Annotated in this window: 17 protein-coding genes; 8 read left to right on the top strand and 9 right to left on the bottom strand. The window is 26.5% G+C overall.

The features are described from left to right. Window positions 1-262: 262 nt before the first annotated feature. Window positions 263-1,741, bottom strand: a complete 1,479-nt coding sequence (locus HW276_RS11360; RefSeq protein WP_021745741.1) for an autotransporter outer membrane beta-barrel domain-containing protein — start codon at window positions 1,739-1,741, stop codon at window positions 263-265. Between the two features lie 885 nt (window positions 1,742-2,626). Further along, a complete protein-coding gene (tenpIN, locus tag HW276_RS11355; RefSeq protein ID WP_218975058.1) occupies window positions 2,627-3,097 on the bottom strand; it encodes a type III toxin-antitoxin system TenpIN family toxin in 471 nt (156 codons plus the stop codon). Between the two features lie 653 nt (window positions 3,098-3,750). Here tenpIN and HW276_RS11350 point away from each other — a divergent pair. From HW276_RS11350 to HW276_RS11335, 4 genes are all read left to right on the top strand, one after another. Continuing rightward, window positions 3,751-4,824 (top strand): replication initiation protein, encoded by a 1,074-nt coding sequence (locus HW276_RS11350; protein ID WP_178938586.1) that lies wholly within the window; start codon window positions 3,751-3,753, stop codon window positions 4,822-4,824. Between the two features lie 154 nt (window positions 4,825-4,978). After that, the gene (locus HW276_RS11345; RefSeq protein WP_178938585.1) at window positions 4,979-5,719 is read left to right on the top strand and encodes a ParA family protein; all 741 of its coding nucleotides are present in this window, start codon (window positions 4,979-4,981) and stop codon (window positions 5,717-5,719) included. Further along, entirely contained in the window at window positions 5,716-6,348 is a 633-nt protein-coding gene (locus HW276_RS11340) for a hypothetical protein (protein ID WP_146965055.1), read from the top strand. The genes HW276_RS11345 and HW276_RS11340 overlap by 4 nt, the downstream gene beginning before the upstream one ends. Window positions 6,349-6,809: 461 nt before the next feature. Continuing rightward, window positions 6,810-8,933, top strand: coding sequence for a plasmid recombination protein (locus HW276_RS11335; RefSeq protein WP_178938584.1), 2,124 nt, complete (start codon window positions 6,810-6,812; stop codon window positions 8,931-8,933). Between the two features lie 32 nt (window positions 8,934-8,965). Here HW276_RS11335 and HW276_RS11330 read toward each other — a convergent pair whose 3' ends face one another. The 3 genes from HW276_RS11330 to HW276_RS11320 form a co-directional block, all read right to left on the bottom strand. Then, a complete protein-coding gene (locus tag HW276_RS11330; RefSeq protein ID WP_178938583.1) occupies window positions 8,966-9,811 on the bottom strand; it encodes a nucleotidyl transferase AbiEii/AbiGii toxin family protein in 846 nt (281 codons plus the stop codon). After that, window positions 9,808-10,407 (bottom strand): type IV toxin-antitoxin system AbiEi family antitoxin domain-containing protein, encoded by a 600-nt coding sequence (locus HW276_RS11325; protein ID WP_178938582.1) that lies wholly within the window; start codon window positions 10,405-10,407, stop codon window positions 9,808-9,810. Before HW276_RS11325 ends, HW276_RS11330 begins: the two co-directional genes overlap by 4 nt. Before the next feature lie 95 nt (window positions 10,408-10,502). Beyond that, window positions 10,503-11,561, bottom strand: coding sequence for an Abi family protein (locus tag HW276_RS11320; protein WP_060917631.1), 1,059 nt, complete (start codon window positions 11,559-11,561; stop codon window positions 10,503-10,505). A 341-nt stretch (window positions 11,562-11,902) separates the two neighbouring features. Here HW276_RS11320 and HW276_RS11315 point away from each other — a divergent pair, with 341 nt between their 5' ends. The 4 genes from HW276_RS11315 to HW276_RS11300 all read left to right on the top strand — a co-directional run bounded on the left by HW276_RS11315 (window position 11,903) and on the right by HW276_RS11300 (window position 14,347). After that, complete coding sequence (locus tag HW276_RS11315; protein WP_021745734.1) at window positions 11,903-12,520, top strand: recombinase family protein; 618 nt, start codon at window positions 11,903-11,905, stop codon at window positions 12,518-12,520. A gap of 28 nt (window positions 12,521-12,548) precedes the next feature. Continuing rightward, window positions 12,549-12,719 carry a hypothetical protein gene (locus HW276_RS11310; protein ID WP_178938581.1) on the top strand — a complete coding sequence of 57 codons (171 nt, stop codon included), beginning with the start codon at window positions 12,549-12,551 and terminating at the stop codon, window positions 12,717-12,719. A 1,155-nt stretch (window positions 12,720-13,874) separates the two neighbouring features. Then, window positions 13,875-14,090, top strand: coding sequence for a type II toxin-antitoxin system RelB family antitoxin (gene relB, locus HW276_RS11305; RefSeq protein ID WP_026748580.1), 216 nt, complete (start codon window positions 13,875-13,877; stop codon window positions 14,088-14,090). Then, window positions 14,075-14,347 (top strand): type II toxin-antitoxin system RelE/ParE family toxin, encoded by a 273-nt coding sequence (locus HW276_RS11300; RefSeq protein ID WP_178938580.1) that lies wholly within the window; start codon window positions 14,075-14,077, stop codon window positions 14,345-14,347. The genes relB and HW276_RS11300 overlap by 16 nt, the downstream gene beginning before the upstream one ends. Before the next feature lie 131 nt (window positions 14,348-14,478). Here the strand turns inward: HW276_RS11300 and HW276_RS11295 are convergent, their stop codons facing one another. The 4 genes from HW276_RS11295 to HW276_RS11280 all read right to left on the bottom strand — a co-directional run. After that, window positions 14,479-15,405, bottom strand: coding sequence for a replication initiation protein (locus HW276_RS11295; protein ID WP_178938579.1), 927 nt, complete (start codon window positions 15,403-15,405; stop codon window positions 14,479-14,481). Window positions 15,406-15,789: 384 nt separating this feature from the next. Then, window positions 15,790-16,152 carry a hypothetical protein gene (locus tag HW276_RS11290; protein ID WP_178938578.1) on the bottom strand — a complete coding sequence of 121 codons (363 nt, stop codon included), beginning with the start codon at window positions 16,150-16,152 and terminating at the stop codon, window positions 15,790-15,792. A 433-nt stretch (window positions 16,153-16,585) separates the two neighbouring features. Next, a complete protein-coding gene (locus HW276_RS11285) occupies window positions 16,586-17,134 on the bottom strand; it encodes a hypothetical protein (RefSeq protein WP_178938577.1) in 549 nt (182 codons plus the stop codon). 1 nt (window position 17,135) lies between these two features. Continuing rightward, the coding region (locus tag HW276_RS11280; RefSeq protein WP_178938576.1) for a hypothetical protein at window positions 17,136-18,176 on the bottom strand (1,041 nt) is incomplete at its 5' end.

Raw genomic sequence — 18,176 nt, 5'->3', positions numbered from 1 at the left:
TTGCTGAATATCAATGATTCTGTTAGCCTCATTGACTGGAGCTGGAAAGGCAAGACTTGCAAGCAAAAATGTACTAAAAATTATTATTTTCTTATATCCCAAAATCTACCTCCTTTTTAATAAAAGATTAAAATATGCTAACATAAATTAAAAAAAAAGTCAAGTTTGATGTAAAAGTATTTTTTTTATTTTGAATATAAAAAAAACCATCTTATATTTATAAGACAGTTTATTATTAATTTAGCAAGTTTACAATAATTTTTTAGTATTGAATTCCAATACCTACTTTTACTATATTGTTTTTTAGATTATTTAATCCATATGAAGCATTTATATCAAACATATCTGTAATTTTGTATCTTAATCCTGCACTAGCATTAACTGTTGCTTTTTTATAATTTAAAGCATCAATTTTTGTTGTTGAGTCCACATCTCGTTCACTATGATACGAATTACTTCCATATTTTTGTCTATATTCTACATTTCCATACAAATCTATTTTATTTAATTCTGCTACACCATAAATACCTAATACACTATTTAATGCTGTTTCAGAGGCTTTTTTAGCTCCTATTTTATCAATTGCTCCTTCTTTAAGATTTAATACTCCGATACCTAAATACGGTTTTATATATCCATTTGTAAATAAATATTTATATCCTAATCTTGTTTCAAAGTCAAATATATTTGAAGTATATTCCGCATCATCTATCCAATTATATGAAATAATATTGCTTCCATCAAATTTATGTTTATTTGTAGAATATACTAGAGTCCCTATTAAATCAACTTTTTCATTAAAATCATATTTTGCATTCAATAAAAACTGATATGAATCAATTTTTTCTTTTATTCCGTCATAAAAATCTTTATATTTTACTTTTGAATTTTGATACCCAAATAAACCTCCCAATGTTAATTTATCATAATTTTTATTCAAAGAAAGAATAACACCATTACTTTTTCCATTATATTGTAAAATATTATGAGTCTTATCAGTATATTTAGTTCCTACTCCACCTACATAGTCGATATTTAAGTCCCAGTCCCCTTTTTCTATTTTTTTCTCAACATTTTTTATCATAGTCATTTTAGCGTTTTCTGCTAAATCCAAATCAACACGTGATCTTGGAATTACTAAAACTTTTTTTCTTTCAGTTGGAGATGTTGTACTTCCTGTTGTTGGAGTTGTTCCTGTCGAAGGTGTACTCGGAGTTGGTGTTGAAGTACCTGGTGTAGTTGTTGAGGCTGTACTTGGTGGTAAAACACTTGTTGTTACGTGAGTAATAGCTGTGCTAGCATTATTTGATCTAGATATAACAGATGGAGTGAATAAATTTCCATTTAATATTCCAGATTCTGGTAAAGTAGTAGAATTTTCGTCTAAATCTTGCCAAAAGTAATAATGTTTTGTAGAAACTGGTGCTCCCACTGGATACGCACTACTTCCATTTACTATTGTTCCTATTGTACCATTTGCTCCTTCTATTGTAATAGTTGTATCTGGATCTAAATCAAATCTTGTTCCTGTTTCTATTTTGGTTCCATTATCTAATTTTACTACATATGTTCCACCTTGATTTCCTAAAAATTGAACAATTCCTGAAAAGTTATGGCCTGATTCAGTTATTGATCCATTTGATACTGATGATCCGTTATTGTACGATGTTATTGTCATTTTAGAAAATGAATTTATACTTAATAAAGTAATTCCTAATGATAATAATAATTTCTTTTTCATATTTTTGTCCTTTCTTATTCAAAATTTTTTACTAATTTTTCATTAATTCTAAAAAAATATTTTCATTTATATTTTGAGATTTTTTTGATTATTTATCGAAAAATTTTTGTTCTATTTAATATTGATAATCTTATTAACTTCATTGATATAAATAAGAAATATGAGTTTTCTAAGATGCAAAAGTCTATAAATTAATATTTTTTATGAATCAAAGTCAATCTCCTTAAATGTAAATTAAGTAATTATAGCATAATTTAAATAAAAATTCAAATTTGCATATAGAAATTTCTAAAAAGAAATATAACTTTTTAAAATTTTGAACAGAAATATTATTTAGAAGAACATAAAAGGGGCAAGTTTGTCATTAAAATTTTCCTACCTAAAATGAAAAAATCGTTTAAAACTAATTTATGGATAAATTGAGGTAATGTCACTTTTTCTAAATTTTTGAAAGTTATAGATAATGTTTTTTTCATTCAAAAGTTTTTATATAAATTTTTCATTTTTTAAAAGGTACGCTTGTGTGTTTCCCTGTTAAACAGAAAACACTGCCTGCATAAAATAAATTTTATTATTAATCAAAGTATTGTTCTTTTATCATATTGAATATCATTTCTCACGTGTGAGAAATGATAAGTTGATTCTAAGATTTTTTTATAATTAATTATTATAAACGTGGATTATTTAAGAATGAGCATTTAAAATTTAATAATATAAATATTGAAGATTAATATGATAGACTTGTAAATATATTTCAGAACGTCAGAAAGTGGGTAAATTCATCGTTAAAAAATTTTTTGATGTAAAAGGTTGAACAAGGAGAAAAAATTGCTTAGAAAGGCTTATATTGGAAATTTTGAAAAATCCTCTATTTTTTCAAGAGGATTAATCAATGTTATTTTCATTAAACAGTATACTGAGTTCTTTATGAAAATACTGCAATGTACTTTTTGATAAGATATTTTGGTTTTTATTGGTATTTGGTTTTTGTAGTGCTTTTTTGTATATTTTTAAGTATGATAACATTTTTTTCTCTATGAAATGTCTATTTTTATCTAATTTTAAATACTCTTCTTGATTAATGCGAGCAGGTTGTTTAGAAAGATATTTTAAATCATTTATGATAACCGTTTTTGTAAAGTCTAATCCTTTACTTTTGTTTTTTTCTTTGATTGTTTTATAGGAAAATTCATGTGTTATGTTACTTCTGATAGGTATAGCAAATATTAGGTTATTGTATTCTATTAAGTGAACTGCATAAGGCCTTTTAGGTTTATATAATATTTCTTTACAGTTTTTGTATTTATTGTAAAATTTATGAGTTAGATAGAAAAATGTTATACTTTTATTTTTCATTTGTAAATCCTTTCTGATAGTTTTTTAATTGTTGTATTTGATTTGTAAAATTATTATAGCATTTTTCTGTTAAATGTAAAGTCTTTTTGTGAAATAAAAAGGATTGTTAAAATAAACAATCCATCATCTTAATCTGTATATCTTCTTTATTTTATCCTACTCGCTTATACTACGAGTATATCTTCTTAATCTGTATATCTTCTTTATTTTATCCTACTCGCTTATACTACGAGTATATCTTCTTAATCTGTATATCTTCTTTATTTTATCCTACTCGCTTATACTACGAGTACATCTCTATTAATATTATACTTGTTTAAAAAAATTTGTCAAGTTCTTTTAATAAAATATTTTAAAAGATTTTTATATCTTTTAAAATATTTTATATCTTTTAGGTGTCCGCAACACCGCATAAATAATGTGTTTTTAAACTATTAAAAATAACATTTCGGGAGTTAAAAATAACATTTCGGGAGTTAAAAATAACATTTCGGGAGTTAAAAATAACATTTCGGGAAATTAAAAATAACATTTTGGGAAATTAAAAATAACATTTTGGGAAATTAAAAATAACATTTTGGGAAATTAAAAATAACATTTTTATTGATGTGTTATTTTTAATGTGATATAATGACTTTAAGGAGGAATTTTAAATGGAAGATGAAATTGTAAAATATAACAATGATTTTAATAATCAAGCATTAAGAAACTTTACGGCAGAAGAACTAAATTTATTGATAACACTTTTTCATAAACTTAAAGAAAAAGGCACAAATATTCTTGAATATTCTTTTTATGAATTGAAAAAGTTAATAAGGCTTGAGAAAAATATGACTACAAAAGAATTTGTAAATACAATTATGAATGTTAATAAAAAATTATTATCATTAAATTACACATATAGAGAAAACAATACGATTGTACAAATGACTATTTTTAAAACTTTTAAAATAAAGATAGATGAACAAATATTAATGATTTCATTGAATGAAGACTTTAGATTTTTACTTAATGATTTTAATAAAGAATGGACTAGATTTGAGTTAAAAGAATTTGTAACTTTAAAATCAAGCTATACAAAGGAATTTTACCGTAGAATGAAACAATTTAAAAATACAGGTTTTTGGAGATGTAGTCTCGATGAATTTAGGTATTTGATGGATATTCCTGAAAGTTATAAGGTAGTTAATATTGATACTCGTGTTTTAAAACCTATTATGAAAGAATTAGGAGAAAAATATAATTTAAAAATTGAGAAAAAATATGGTTTCAGTGGTAGACGCGGAAGAAGTAGAGTTGTCGGATTTGAATTCAGGTTTAATACAGAAAAAAAAATTAAAGAAAATATTTCAAGTAATAATGATGAACTATCGCTTCCAGATGAAACTAAAAAAATAGAGACTACTCCAAAAAAGGTATTAAGAGTAGTAGAAGCTTTTCCTGAAGTAAAAAAAGAAAAAAATTTAACTTTAAAAGAACGAATTGAAAAAGAGATAGGAATTCTAAAGAATGATATTCAACGTAATACTTCATTATTAATAGGGTTGATGGAAGATCCTAAAAGAAGCCTTGATAATCCTGTCATAGTGACTGTTAGAAAAAAACTGGTTGAAAAAAATTCAAAATTAACAAAACTAGAAAAATTTTACAGTCTTGATGATGATAAGATTGACGAAAATATGAAAGAGAAAATAGAAAATTTATTAAAATCAGGAGCTGAGAATTAATTTGAAATATATAAATCTACTTTTAAACTATTTTTTTATTTATTTAGGATTAAAAAAACAATTTATCAGTCGTGACAGACAAACAAAAAATTTGCTTTTTTCATAAATAGTGTTATACTGAAAATAAAGGATAAATATATTTTGGGAGGATATTATGAAAAAAATAGCAATTGTAAATAACAAGGGTGGTTGTGGTAAAACAACAACTGTTTTCAATTTGGCACACTATTTTGCAAAACAGGGATTAAAAACTTTAACAGTAGATACGGATCCACAACTTAATCTTTCTACAAATTTTGGAGTAAATGTAAATGAATTAAATTTTTCATTGGGAGATTATCTGCTTGAAAGATCGAATGGATTTGAGCCTGAAATGCTAAATGAAAATTTGCATTTAATAAGTGCAGGTCCTGAAGCAGAAAAAGATATGGAAGAATTAAAAAATCAAGGGCCATATTATTATCAACTGTTGAATAATTTTTTAGAAAATTTATCAGAAAACTATGACGTTATAATATTTGATACCGCTCCAGCATTTAACGCTTACACAACTTCAGCAATCTATACTTCAAGTGTTTATCCTGTAATATTACCTGGAATAAATGAACTTTTAGGACTTAATGCTACGATTAATTTTACACAAGGATTGGGAAAGGATATTTCAGGAATTATATTGATTAGAAAAGAAAAAACGGCATTGTCAGATCAGATACAGGAACAACTGCAAGAAGAATATAAGGATTATTTGTTAAAAAATATAATAAGAAAAAATGTAGCTCTATCTGAGTGCATTGTTACACATCAATCAATATTTGATTATTCAAAAAATGCAAATGGAGCAAAAGACTACAGTAACTTAGCAGAAGAAATAATGAAAAAAGAGGGTATAAGATGAGCAAAAAATTTAATTTAGATATTAGTAAAATTAATAGTAAAAAAGTTCCAGCAGTTGCAAAGGTTGAAAGTATTTATAATATAGATTATGAGAAGCTTGATATATCAGGGATAGAAAAAGAAAAACTTATAAAATATGAAAATGATATAACTTTCCATAAAGAAAAGTCAATGGAACATATTTTTAAATATTCAAAAGCAATATTTGAAGCCAATCAAATTTTTGCAAACAAAGGAAATGGATCTTTTGGAAAATGGATAGAAAAATTAGGCGTAGATAGAGATAGTGCAAATGTAGCAATAAGAAAATATTCCTTATACTTAAAATATCAAACTAAGGGACTTGAAGAGCCTGAAAAGGTTTTGACATTATCTAACAGGACTGTAAAAACTTTAACAGGGCAAAAAAAAGATGATTTTAAAGAAACTGAAATTATAGAAGTTATTACATCAGATGACCCAAGTTCAAAATTAAAAGAGATAGTGGAACAGAAAGAAGCAATAAAATTATCCGATGTAGAAGAAAAAAGAATTTTTTTAACAAGAGAAAAAGTAAAAAGACAGCATTTGATAAAAAAGTTAAGAGAAGAAATTAGAGATATTGAGGAACAAATTAAATCTTTAAATTAAAAGTCCTAGCGGCAATGACTTACAGATTAAAAACTCATAGCAGTAGTGATAAGAGCAGTTCTAAAGACTGCTCTTTTAATATAAAAATAAATTATTTTTACTTTGAATTTTGTCTTCAATCAAAATAACGAATTTTTACTAAATTTTTTCAAATGAAGATGGCAGAAAAATGATTCGGCTTTGCGAAGTGAAACGCTCGCATTACGAATTCATTTTTTTGCCTGAAAAGCCCTCGGCGTTTGAGAGCTCGGCAGTAATTTTTGAAAAAAATGACAGGCGAGCCATTCATTTTTAATGAATGGAGGAGCTTTGCAAAGGGCTTTGCCCTCTTGCATTGCGACTGGCCGATGCAGAAATTGAGCAGTCCCAAAACTTACGATTTGCAAAAAAAATTATAAATAAGTATAATTAAAATAAATTGGAAAATGTAGAAGCATTTTTTGATAAAAGGGGGAATAAAAATGGCTGAGATTTCAGCAATAAACAACTTTAAGAAATACAATTCTAAATCTGGCAGGAGCAGCATTAACAATGTTGTAAGAGAAGCATTCCGTGAACTGGAGAAGTTTAAGAATAATGTCAATCAGGAACTGACGAAGTTTAACAAAATTCTTGTCAAGGATTTATCTGTCCTTGAACGGCAGTATTATGATACAGAAGTTGACAGCAGGAGCAGGGATGTGGTAAGCGTCGTATCGCAGGTGCAGACAGGAAATTTTGAAGCAAGAAATGGAGTGGATTTGACATACATGCTTTCTCTTGAAAAGTGGGAGCAGTATTACAAGGAAAATTTTGAGTTTTTAAGTAAAAAATTTGATAAAAATGCACGATGTGTATATGCAGTAATTCACTTTGATGAAAGTACGCCGCACATGCAGTCAATGTGGACTTTTTCAGAAGAGAATAATCAGAAAGATGAGTATACGGTAAGTGATGTTAATCCAGCAAAAGTTAAATCAGCTTTGAGCAGTGCATTTTTAAGAAGAAATAAGAAGCTTGGATTAACTGCTGGAACTGATGAATATAAAAAGGCATTTGAGGAATTTAAGGTTCAGGAGAAGCCCAAAATCATTGAAAGACAGTTAGCCAAGCTGAACAAAAATAAGTCAGATAAAAAGTTTAAATTTGAGAATGGTACTTCTCCGTTCACTAAAGATTTTTACAGGACTTTCAATGAAGAATTTGTAAATGATTTTATGCTTAATAATCCTGTTGTTAATGAGTTAAAAAATAAAGTCAAGGTATTTTCAAATGAAGGTGTAGAAGTTGTTGTCAGAAGAACTGAAAAAGTAAATTCTTCTGAAGATCTTGACAGGACAAAATTCACTATGGAAAAGGAGAAAAAGGATCTCGAAAGTAAGATTGGCAGCAATGATTATTCAAAAAATGAATTTATGAAATATATAGAAATTCTTTCAAAAAGGGAAATTATTGACAGAAAGAAAAAAATTTCAAAGAAAGATTTCTTGAATGAATTTAAAAACTATGAAACAGATTTCAAGGTAAGAAAAAGTAATAAGGAAATTACGGATTTTAAGCGTATTTTCAATATAAAGAAGATAATCAGGGACAAATTAAATCAGAGACAGAATAACAAAAATTTTAAGAAAAATCTTAAAAAAGAAATAAAATTATTTGATGAAGTCTTTAAGAATGTGGACTTTGAAGTAATCAATAAAAAAATAGAAGATTATTCAAAAGGAGAAAAAGTTGAAGAACTGATCAAGAACAGGGAAAATCTTTATTTTGAGATTAAAACGCTTGAAACTAAAGCGAGTAATTTAAAAAGTTCAATTAATTTTTTAGAAACGGAACAAATCAGCAAAAATAATGAAATACGTAATCTTGATGAACAAATTCGGGAAAAGAAAATAGAAGCGGAAAAACCTTATGTTGTTTCAGAAATTAGGAAACAGGAACTTATTAATGAAGCTCTTAACGAAGCGAGAAAACGTGGAGATACTTTGATGAGAAACATTAAGAAGGACGTAGAAAAGGAGGAAGCCAAGAATAATGCCATAAAGCAGGATATTTTAGACAAAAAACTTCAGATGGAACGTGAACAGCAGGAGCTTAATAATCGTCTTAGACAGCTTAATGACAGCTATGCGGACTTGGAGGAAAAGAAAAGACGTAGAAAAGCCGAACTTGAAAAGCTGGCCCAGCCAGTTGTACAAAAAGAAGTTGATAATCTGGTTCGTGAACATTTGAGATACTACGAAGTTACAGACAAGGATATTTTAAATTTTAAATCAAACAATAAATTTGAATACGATAAGTTATTTGGAGAAGCTGAAGCTAAGGCTTATGAAAAAATTAAGGAAGCTTATATCAGGCGAAAACACGATGCAGGTAATAAATTCATTAAGCAAATGACAAATATTCTTCACGAAGATTCTAATGGAAAGTTTTCAATTTTAGAAATTGAAAAAACAGTAATAGCAGCAATTGAAAATGTGCCTGATAGTACTTATAGCTGGTGGAATGATTTTAAGAACAATTTGAATATTGAGCTGAAAAAAACAGTTAAGGATAAGAATGTTGTACGTAATCGAAGTAGTTCCCAATATGATAGGAGTTTATAATATTCAATAAAAAAAGGACTTCAAGTCCTTTTTTACTTAGTCTTTAACATACATTCACCAATTTTTTCATAAGTAGTTATTGTTTCTAAAAAATCAATATCTTTTGCATAGGGATTACTCTTGATGTATTTTTCCCATAAGGTTTTTGTTGTTCCGCTAATTTTGAATAAATCTACCACCTCTTTATATTGGCTAACTGATTTTATAGAACCTCTATGTTCACTCGTTCTTTCTATCGCTTCTCTTAGTATATCTTTATCAATTTTATCCTTGTAGAGATGATACAACATATATAAATCATAAAAATCTCTTGCCCTTGTAGTTGTAATATTTCTACTTGAAATAGTCTCAAATTTTTCTGCAATAACAGATTCTATTGTATAAGTCATAATAGGTATTGTCCCTGACTCTAATATTTTAGAATAAAAATATCTCATTTCTCTTGGAGTGATAACATCCCCAGTAGTTATATCTATATTCAAAACGGCATTAATTTTTCCAAAAGTACAAGAAATTTTTGCACAAAAATCTTCATACACGTCTTTTTGTCTGATTGGGGTTAATTTAACCAGCTTATAATCAATATCAGCATCTATTTCAATCTCCAGTATTTCTTTTACAATCTTTGATATAGTTTTTTCATTTACTGGAATCCCTTTAATTGTAGTATCCATATCCATTGTGCTGCGCATATCTATTCCAATAAGTGAAGAAATGAGAAGCCCGCCTTTTAATATGAAATTTTTACTATACTTTGATTTTGATAATTTTTCTAAAACACCTTCAAACAAACACATCTGAAGCAACGAATTTGGATTTACTCCTGTTTTTTTTGATATATTTCTAATAGCTCCCTTTATTTGTTCCGATGTTTTCATAATAATACCTCCGTATATTGTTTTAACTGTTCTTCCATGTTCATATAGATAGCATATTTAGAAATCTTTAATAAATCTCTGTCATTATCTCTAAAATACAACTTCATAGTTTCACTGAATACATTAGTGTCTATTCTGTTTTTGTTTTTGATAAGATCTAATATTGTTCTTTCCTTATCATAGACAAAAATTTTTCTGCCAAAAGGATTCGTTATGCTTGTCTTACCAATATCATAATAATCTTTTTTGCTGTACTTAAAAATAATATTGTCCTTTATTGACTTAATTCTGCTCACATTATCTCCGACTGGAACAGTCATTACATAAATGAGAGGCATTCTAGTAGATAATCCTTGCAAATAAGCCGCTGTTTCGTGAGAAAAAATACCTTTCGGAACTCTATGGGAAAAATAAATATACTCATCTATTTCTTCGTTTGGAAGTCCATATAGTCCGTTTGCTATTTTTATAATTTCTTTTTTTTCAGTCAATTTTTTCAATACATCTTTATGAATACCGAACTTCAAAACTTCTTTAGTCGAAATAATACCATTATTTTTATTGATTTCTTTTAATAAAATTTCCTTTTGAACCATTTATATCACCGCCTTTTTGTTCTTATATTATATAATTTATAAGAATGAAAGTCAATAAATGATAAAAAATAAGGAGAATAGCTCCTATCTAGGGGCTATTTTTTATTTAACAAAACATTGTTTTGATAAAATTCTTTTGCCTTTTGCAAATCTTCTTTTATTTCTAATATTTCTTCCCAATTTTTAGGAAATTTCATTTTATTGAGTATTTTTATGAAATCACTTTCATCAACATTTAAAGATAAAAAAGCTAAGCTGTAAGTTAATAAAGATTTCAAAGCTCTATATTCTAATTGAGTAATAAAAAATTTTAAAATTAAAATTAAGTCAAAAAGACCATAGTTAAAATTTAAGCTGTAATGTTCATGAATAATAAAACTATTAATGTTATTAGCAGTAAACCTATGATTATATAATCTTTCATTATGAGCACAAATATTTCTAAAACTGTTCACAAAAAAAATAATATTACTCAAAGCTTCTCCAGTAAAGATGTACTTATCATTAAATTCAGGATTTTCTTCAATAAATTCAAATTTCATGTTTTTAGCAATCTTAGATTGAATATCTTTTTGAGAACATTTAAAGAAATAAGCAGTTGTTCCAAAATCCAATTGAGGCATTAAAACCCAAAGGGGAACGGTATTATAGTTTGTAGTATAATGATTAATCCTAGAACCTTGTATATTAGATTGCCTGTTAATAGTATTATTTAATTTTTGGACTAAACGATTAATATCTCTTGTTAATCCAGAACTGGAAGTGTATTCAAAATTATTCACATCTTTATATGCATTATTATCAGTTTTATATTTTTCACAGAAATAATAGGCTAATTTAGTTTTTATATTAGATTCGACAATAAAAATATATTTTAAAAGATTACTTCTCATTTCACTGTCAAAATAATATAGCCAAAACAAATCTTCAAAAGAGACATCATCTTTATACATTTCATCAGGATCATCAGAGTTTATTTTTTCATAATTAAGATTTAAAAAATTTTCTTTATATGCATTAATAAAAGAATAATAATTTACTCTTTTTAAAATGTTAAGTGCAAATTCTTCATTTTTAAATTTAAGGTTTTTTCTTTTAAGTCCTTCAATTTGTTCTTCAAAAGTTTTAAAAGTCTTTTCCTCTCTGTTGTTCATATAAAGTCCTCCTAAAAAAAATTGACCCGATATTGTCTTGCAATATCGGGCTAGCATGGCAGCCCTCAGGCATCATGCATTCCACTTTAAAAGAAGTATATCATAAAAAAATGTAGAAATCAAGTTATTTATTTAAAAAACAGGACAAACACATGAAAAATAAATTTTTTTAATATATTTCAATGCCAGCTTTTAAACTTTGGGGACACTCCGATATCTACTAAAACAGATGTTTTAATACACGCTTAAAACTATACTGAATTTAAGGGTATAATAAGCAAAATGATGTATACTAAATTAAAATACATTTTAGTAGACATTTTTGTAAAGGAGTTGTCTAAATGAAATTTGGATATGCAAGAGTAAGCACGGCAAAGCAGGATTTGACAAGGCAGATAGCATCGCTTGAAAATGCTGGCTGTGATGAAGTTTATTGTGATATACAGAGCGGAAAAAATATGAAGAGGGCTGAACTGCAGAAAATTTTGTCAAAAATTCGGGAAAATGATACGTTTGTTGTTACAGACATTGACAGGCTTGGGCGTAATTTTACAGAAGTTACTGAGCTTTATACAAAGCTTAAGGATATGAAAGTTAATATTGCTGTAATCAATCAGGAACTTTTAAATCATAATGTGAATGACAGAAAGGATGAAATTGTAAATGTTGTTGTAATTCCACTTCTCATATATCTGGCTGAAAGAGAGCGAAGTATTTTAATTGAAAGAATAAATGATGGAATTAAAAATATGCCACTTGGAAAATCTGGGAAAAGATACAGCAGGAAAACTGGAAATGTAATTGGACGGCCAGTCAAAGTTTTAAATCTTTCAAAAGAAGAACAGGATATGTTAAAACGAGTACGAAATAAGGAAATAAGTGTAAAAAGTTTTTGCAGATTTATGCAAATAAGTAGATCTTCGTATTATAAATATTACAGGAACAGTTATCCTGATTAAAAACTAAAGATAGGTGAGAATTTCAATTATGACTGATGAATTTTTTGAAGATGAAAATGTAGATGATGGGGAAAATAATCTTGAATATGATAGAGATATTTTTGACATTGAAATTGAATTTGATGATGAAGTTGTTAAGAGAATTGAACGAACTGAAACAACTAGAGAGTTTGAAAAGTTGATTGAAAGTGAGGAATAATTATTAAAACTGAATAACAATTTTTGTATTTTTATAGTTAAAATTATTTGCACAAATTGTAAATTTTTTTAGGAAAAATATCATACTTTTTTTCTAAAATATTGTAAAATAAAAAGCATAATTACATAAAAAAAGGAGAATTTTTAGTTCTCTTTTTTTGTTATTTTTAAAAGAAATTTTTGTCTATAGGTGTAATTATGATTAAGATTTTTAACTATAATTTACTAAAAATTTGGGATATATTTTTAGTAAAATTGAAATTATTTTTTGCTGTTTTGTACAAAAATTGATTTAAAAAATGTTATATTTAAAGTTCAATAATACATAAAAATTTATCTTTAAAAACTGTCTTTATGAAAATTTTTTGACACAAAATTTATAGAAATTTATACAAAATATAATCTTTAAATCTGAGAATTGTAACTTTACTTTCACGAATGAAATGAGTTTTTGAGTGCAAACGAAAGTCATTTTTTCAAAATTTTATGTGCAGAAAAAATCACGATAAGTTTCTAAAATTTTTTAATTTTCGAGAAACTTGTAAGCGTGCTTTCCAAAATTTGAATTTTCGGAAAGTTTATTGGGAAAAATTTTTATGAAAAAAGTCTTGATTTTTTGAAAAAAATAAGGTAATATTAGTTTAAGCGTGAAAATGAGAGCCCAGTTTTTGGAGGTGGATGGGCAGTTTGAGAAATTTTACTTCAACTCATTTTAAAATATCAAAAGAAAATTTAATTGAATAAAAAATAAAATATTTGAGTTTATGTACAGATTATTGGGAGTTTTCTTCTAAAAAGTTTGTACAGGCTCTTTTTTTGATTAAAAAGATATATTAGAAAAATCGGGATAAAATTTCTTAAAATTATAAAATAAAATTGATGATGATAAAAATTAAAGTTCATATTACGTCATATTAAGCCCGTAGCGTTCGTTAAATTGTTTTTTGGTATAAATCTTTGTCTGATGCAAAAATTTTTCGTTATGGGGCTAATATGGGCTTATTTTAGTTCTATATTGTAAATTAGATTTTTAATTCAAAAATAGTTTTATGTTATTGATGATGACAGATGAATTTGAAGCAAAAAATTATTGACAAAAATTTAAAAAGTAGTATAATAGTATTACCAAAAAAATAAAATATAAGGAGTGAGTATCATGGCTTCCATAAGTTTAAAAGTATCCGATATGGAAAAAAAATTTTTACAAAGCATGGCACAATTTGAAGGAGTTACATTGTCAGAGTTAATAAAATCAAAAGTGTTTGACTCACTGGAAGATGAATATGATGCCAAAATAGCAGATTTAAGATTATCAGAATATGAAAACTATTTGAAAAATGGAGGAGAAGTTTTAAAATGGGAAGAACTGTAAAATATAAAATAATCCCAACTCCACATTTCGTAAAAGATTTCAGTAAACTGGATGAATTTGTAAAAAAAAGAATAAAAATTTATTTAGAAAATGTTGCAGAAGACCCACGCAGTAAAGGAAAAATGTTGAAAGCAAATAGAAAAGGACAATGGAGATATAGAATAGGAAATTACAGAGTTATTGTAAATATTCAAGATGAAAATTTAGTAGTGTTAGCATTAGAAGTAGGACATAGAAAAAATATTTATAATAGTTGATACTGAGGCTATTTTATAAAGTTAATTTTATGAAATAGCCTTTTTTAGTATTAACTTTTCGTATTAAAAAGTACCAAAGTAATAAAAATTGTAATCTAAATAAATGCAAGTATTTGACATTTTTGAACTCTTTATATCACATATTTCCTGAACCAGTTCTCAAAATGTTCCATGCTGTTAAAAGCAAACTCCTGTTCGTAAAAATCATCAACATTCTGAATTTTAACCACTACCATTCCATTCTTCTGTTCATTTATTGACTTTATTGTCAAGGTGTTGAATATTCTAGTTACTCCATCCATCATTCTAACTTTTCTGTGAATGAAAAAATCAGCAGGTGTTTTAATTTCTTTTCTGTTTTTTGTTTTAGAAGTTTCTTTAGCTTGATATTTTTCTTTGGAAAAAGTAAATTCAAATCCTGAAACACTTGGACGTCCTCTTGATTTTTTGCTGTATATTTTTTTGACTTTCAATTTAAACTTATCTTCAAGTTCTTTTTGTATTGGCTTTAAAACCCAGACATCAATATCACACATTCGATAATTTACAGGAACATCCATTATTCTTTTAAAATCTTCAAGTGATATGTTCCATTTTCCAGTGGACTTAAACTGCTTCATCCTTCGATAAAATTCTTTCGCATAACTTGATTTTAGACTGATGAACTCTTTTAATTCAAATGCTGTAAAAGTAACATTCAATTCATTTAGAACCCAGGAAAATTCTTTATTAACTGCTATATCAACTGTCTTTTCGTCCACATCAACTGAATATCGAGTAAACAGCACAAACTTTATAAAGCGTCTTTCATCTCCAACTTTCAACTTAATACTAATCAACTTATCATAAGTGCTTTCAAGATCCTTTACAAAAGTTGCTGATGTATTGTCAGAATAGTTAATGAGTTTTTTCAGTTTATCAAAATGAAAAGTTATTTCCTCTTCACCTTTTTCTTTCATTCTGCTGCAAATTGCCATCAAAATATCAAGTTCATTGGCATTAAAATTACGAAGACTTATGTTATTAAAATTATTATTATATTTTACAACTTCATTCATAAAAACCTCCTTTTTTCTTATTATACCATTAATCAAAAATAATAACAAGTGCTTGTTTAAACTCTACTGAAAACCTAGTTTTTATTTACTGATTTTCTAGTTTTAAATCTACTGATTTACTTGTCTTTATTTACTGAAAAACTTGTTTTTTAACTTATTTAAAAGCAGTAATTATACATGTTTGCAAGTACCTAAAAAGGTATATAAAAAGATAATATATAAAAATGGTATAATAAAAAGGAACTAATTTAGGAAATTAAATAAATATTTTTCTAAAATTTATTGGGTAAAAAGTTGTTTTAAAAATTCAAACTATATGTAATATAGAAAAAAAATAACCGCTGTCTTTTACAACAACGATTATTTAAAAACTTAATTTTTATTCTATTCTGAATAAATTAAAATAGTTTCAAAAGTTCCGCCATCATCAACTTTTTTCTTGTCTGATGATGTCATATTTTGATTTATGGCTTTTTTTACTGCACTGTCTAAATTATCTTCAATTCCATTTACAAATACTTTTAAATTTTTATCGTTATTAAAATTTGATAATTTTTCTAAAGTGTATTTGTATTCGCCATTCTTTTCCTTTTTGTAAATAATTTTATAAGTTAAAGAAGCATTTACTTGTTTTAACGTTTCTGAACTAATAACATTTGATTGATTAAAATGTAATAACTTTTCAGCAGATAAATTTATGCTGAATACAACAATCAATGTTACTAATATAAAGTTTATTTTTTTCATATTTTTATCCTTTCCTGAAGTTACCATAACTCCATCTTAAAAAACTATGAAAACTACCCAAATATAACTCAGATATTTCCTACAAATTTTCCATAAAATCTTTATAAAATTCCATAAATTCAGGAATATTCTTATCATTTTCACTTACATATAAATAAATATATATATATGTATTTACTATTCAAAACTTTCTTTATTAAATTGGATTGTCATTTCCCTTTTTAGGTATTCCAGGGTTTTGAAAATCTTCTATTTGGAATCCTTTATACGAGTTATTTTTTTGCATTTCATCCATAGCTTCAGAAAGCCCAGCATTATCTCTTGATTTTTTGAAATCATCAGGTTTTGGTATATAGATATTTAAAAGAATATTTTTTACATTTCGTTATTAATTTCTTTTTGTTATTCTATCATAAATATCTCCTATTAATTATCATTTTACTTCCTCGATATTGTTTATGAAATCAATAATTAAATCATAATATTCTTTTAGATTAGGTGAAGGATCATACATAGTGTCTATGTAAATATTTGATACTTTGGACACTATGTATTTATTACCATATCCCGATACTATTTTAACTTTTCCAAAATCTTTTAATATATCCTTATTTTTATCATAATTTTCAAATTGTTCAGAATTAGAAGAATAATTTAATGATATACCTAAACTCATCATTTTATTTTCTTTATCATATAAAAATAATGTATTTTCATATTTTTTAGTGACAATATTTTTAGGCATTTTTATAAAAGAGGTATCTGATACTTTTAAAACATATTTCTCTCTATTTTTTAAAGAATTCATGTACTCTTTAAATTTTGGTTTATCTTTATAGTAAAGTTTTTCTATTCCATCAGGACCTCCGCCACTAGGACCGAACTCATCAAGAATTGAACCCAAGAAAAATCCAGTTGTTAAACAAGAACTCAAACAAAAAATACTTAATAAACACAATATCAACAATTTTAATTTTTTCATCTTAATTACCCACTCTTTCTCTTAACTTTTTTAATGTTTCATTTACATTTTGATTTGAACCTTTTTTTATTTCCAATTTATTAATATTTCCTTTTGGTGTATCAGGAAGATTGAATCTATTGTTTCTTTCAAGATAAGGTTCTGGTTTTACTGCATTATGTATCATTTCTCTTACATTTTTATCTTCTGGTTGTACCAAACGAGTAGTTTTTAAAATATTAATAATGTAATCTTCTCTTTCTTTTTGTAAAGTATCTTGTTTATCAATTGCTTTATTGTACATTTCCTGATTTCCTGTTAATAATGCCCTGTTTTTAATATTTTCCTGTTCCCTTAATTGCTTTTCTATTTCAAAGTCGTCATTAAAATACATTCTATGTTGACTAAATTGCTTGTTTATTTCCTTTCGCATTTGCTTGATTCTCTTTTCTTCATCATTTATATTTTTTGCCTTTCCATCTGGAAACTGTACTTTATAAATTATTTCTATATCAGAGTTATCTACATATTTGTATCCCTTATAAAATTTTTTTATTTTATCTTTATTTAAATCCACAAATATAGGAGCTCTTAACAACGGTCTTCTTTCAATATTTCCTAATGCCTGTCCTACGAAATACACATCTTTTATTAGTTCCTGAGGATATTTATGCTCTACTGTTGATAAAAATTTATCTATCTCGTCAGCATTCTTTCCTGCCAGTTCAGATAAAAGTTTATCTGCTTCCTGTGGGTATTTTTTTCTAATGTCACTTATAAGGGTTGCTCTCTCACTGAAATATTTATCTTTATCCATATTTATATTTTTAGACTCCGCTGCAAATCCATCTAGAATATCTTTTCCGATGCCGCCTAAATTTTGAATAGCAAAATTTTCAAGCGGGCTTGTTTCTTCACTTGATACCCAGTCTTTTATATTACCTACCGAACCTTTATTTCGGAATTTCAAGGCATTCTGTAAATCTGAACCTTCAGCAAACGTTTTGTCAGCAACTGGTGTCCCAATATGGCTTAATTCAAAATTAGGCATTTTTATGTCACC

The sequence above is a fragment of the Leptotrichia sp. oral taxon 417 genome (assembly GCF_013394865.1).
Classification (GTDB): Bacteria; Fusobacteriota; Fusobacteriia; order Fusobacteriales; family Leptotrichiaceae; genus Leptotrichia; species Leptotrichia wadei_A.
This window is presented reverse-complemented; position numbering and strand designations above follow the sequence as displayed.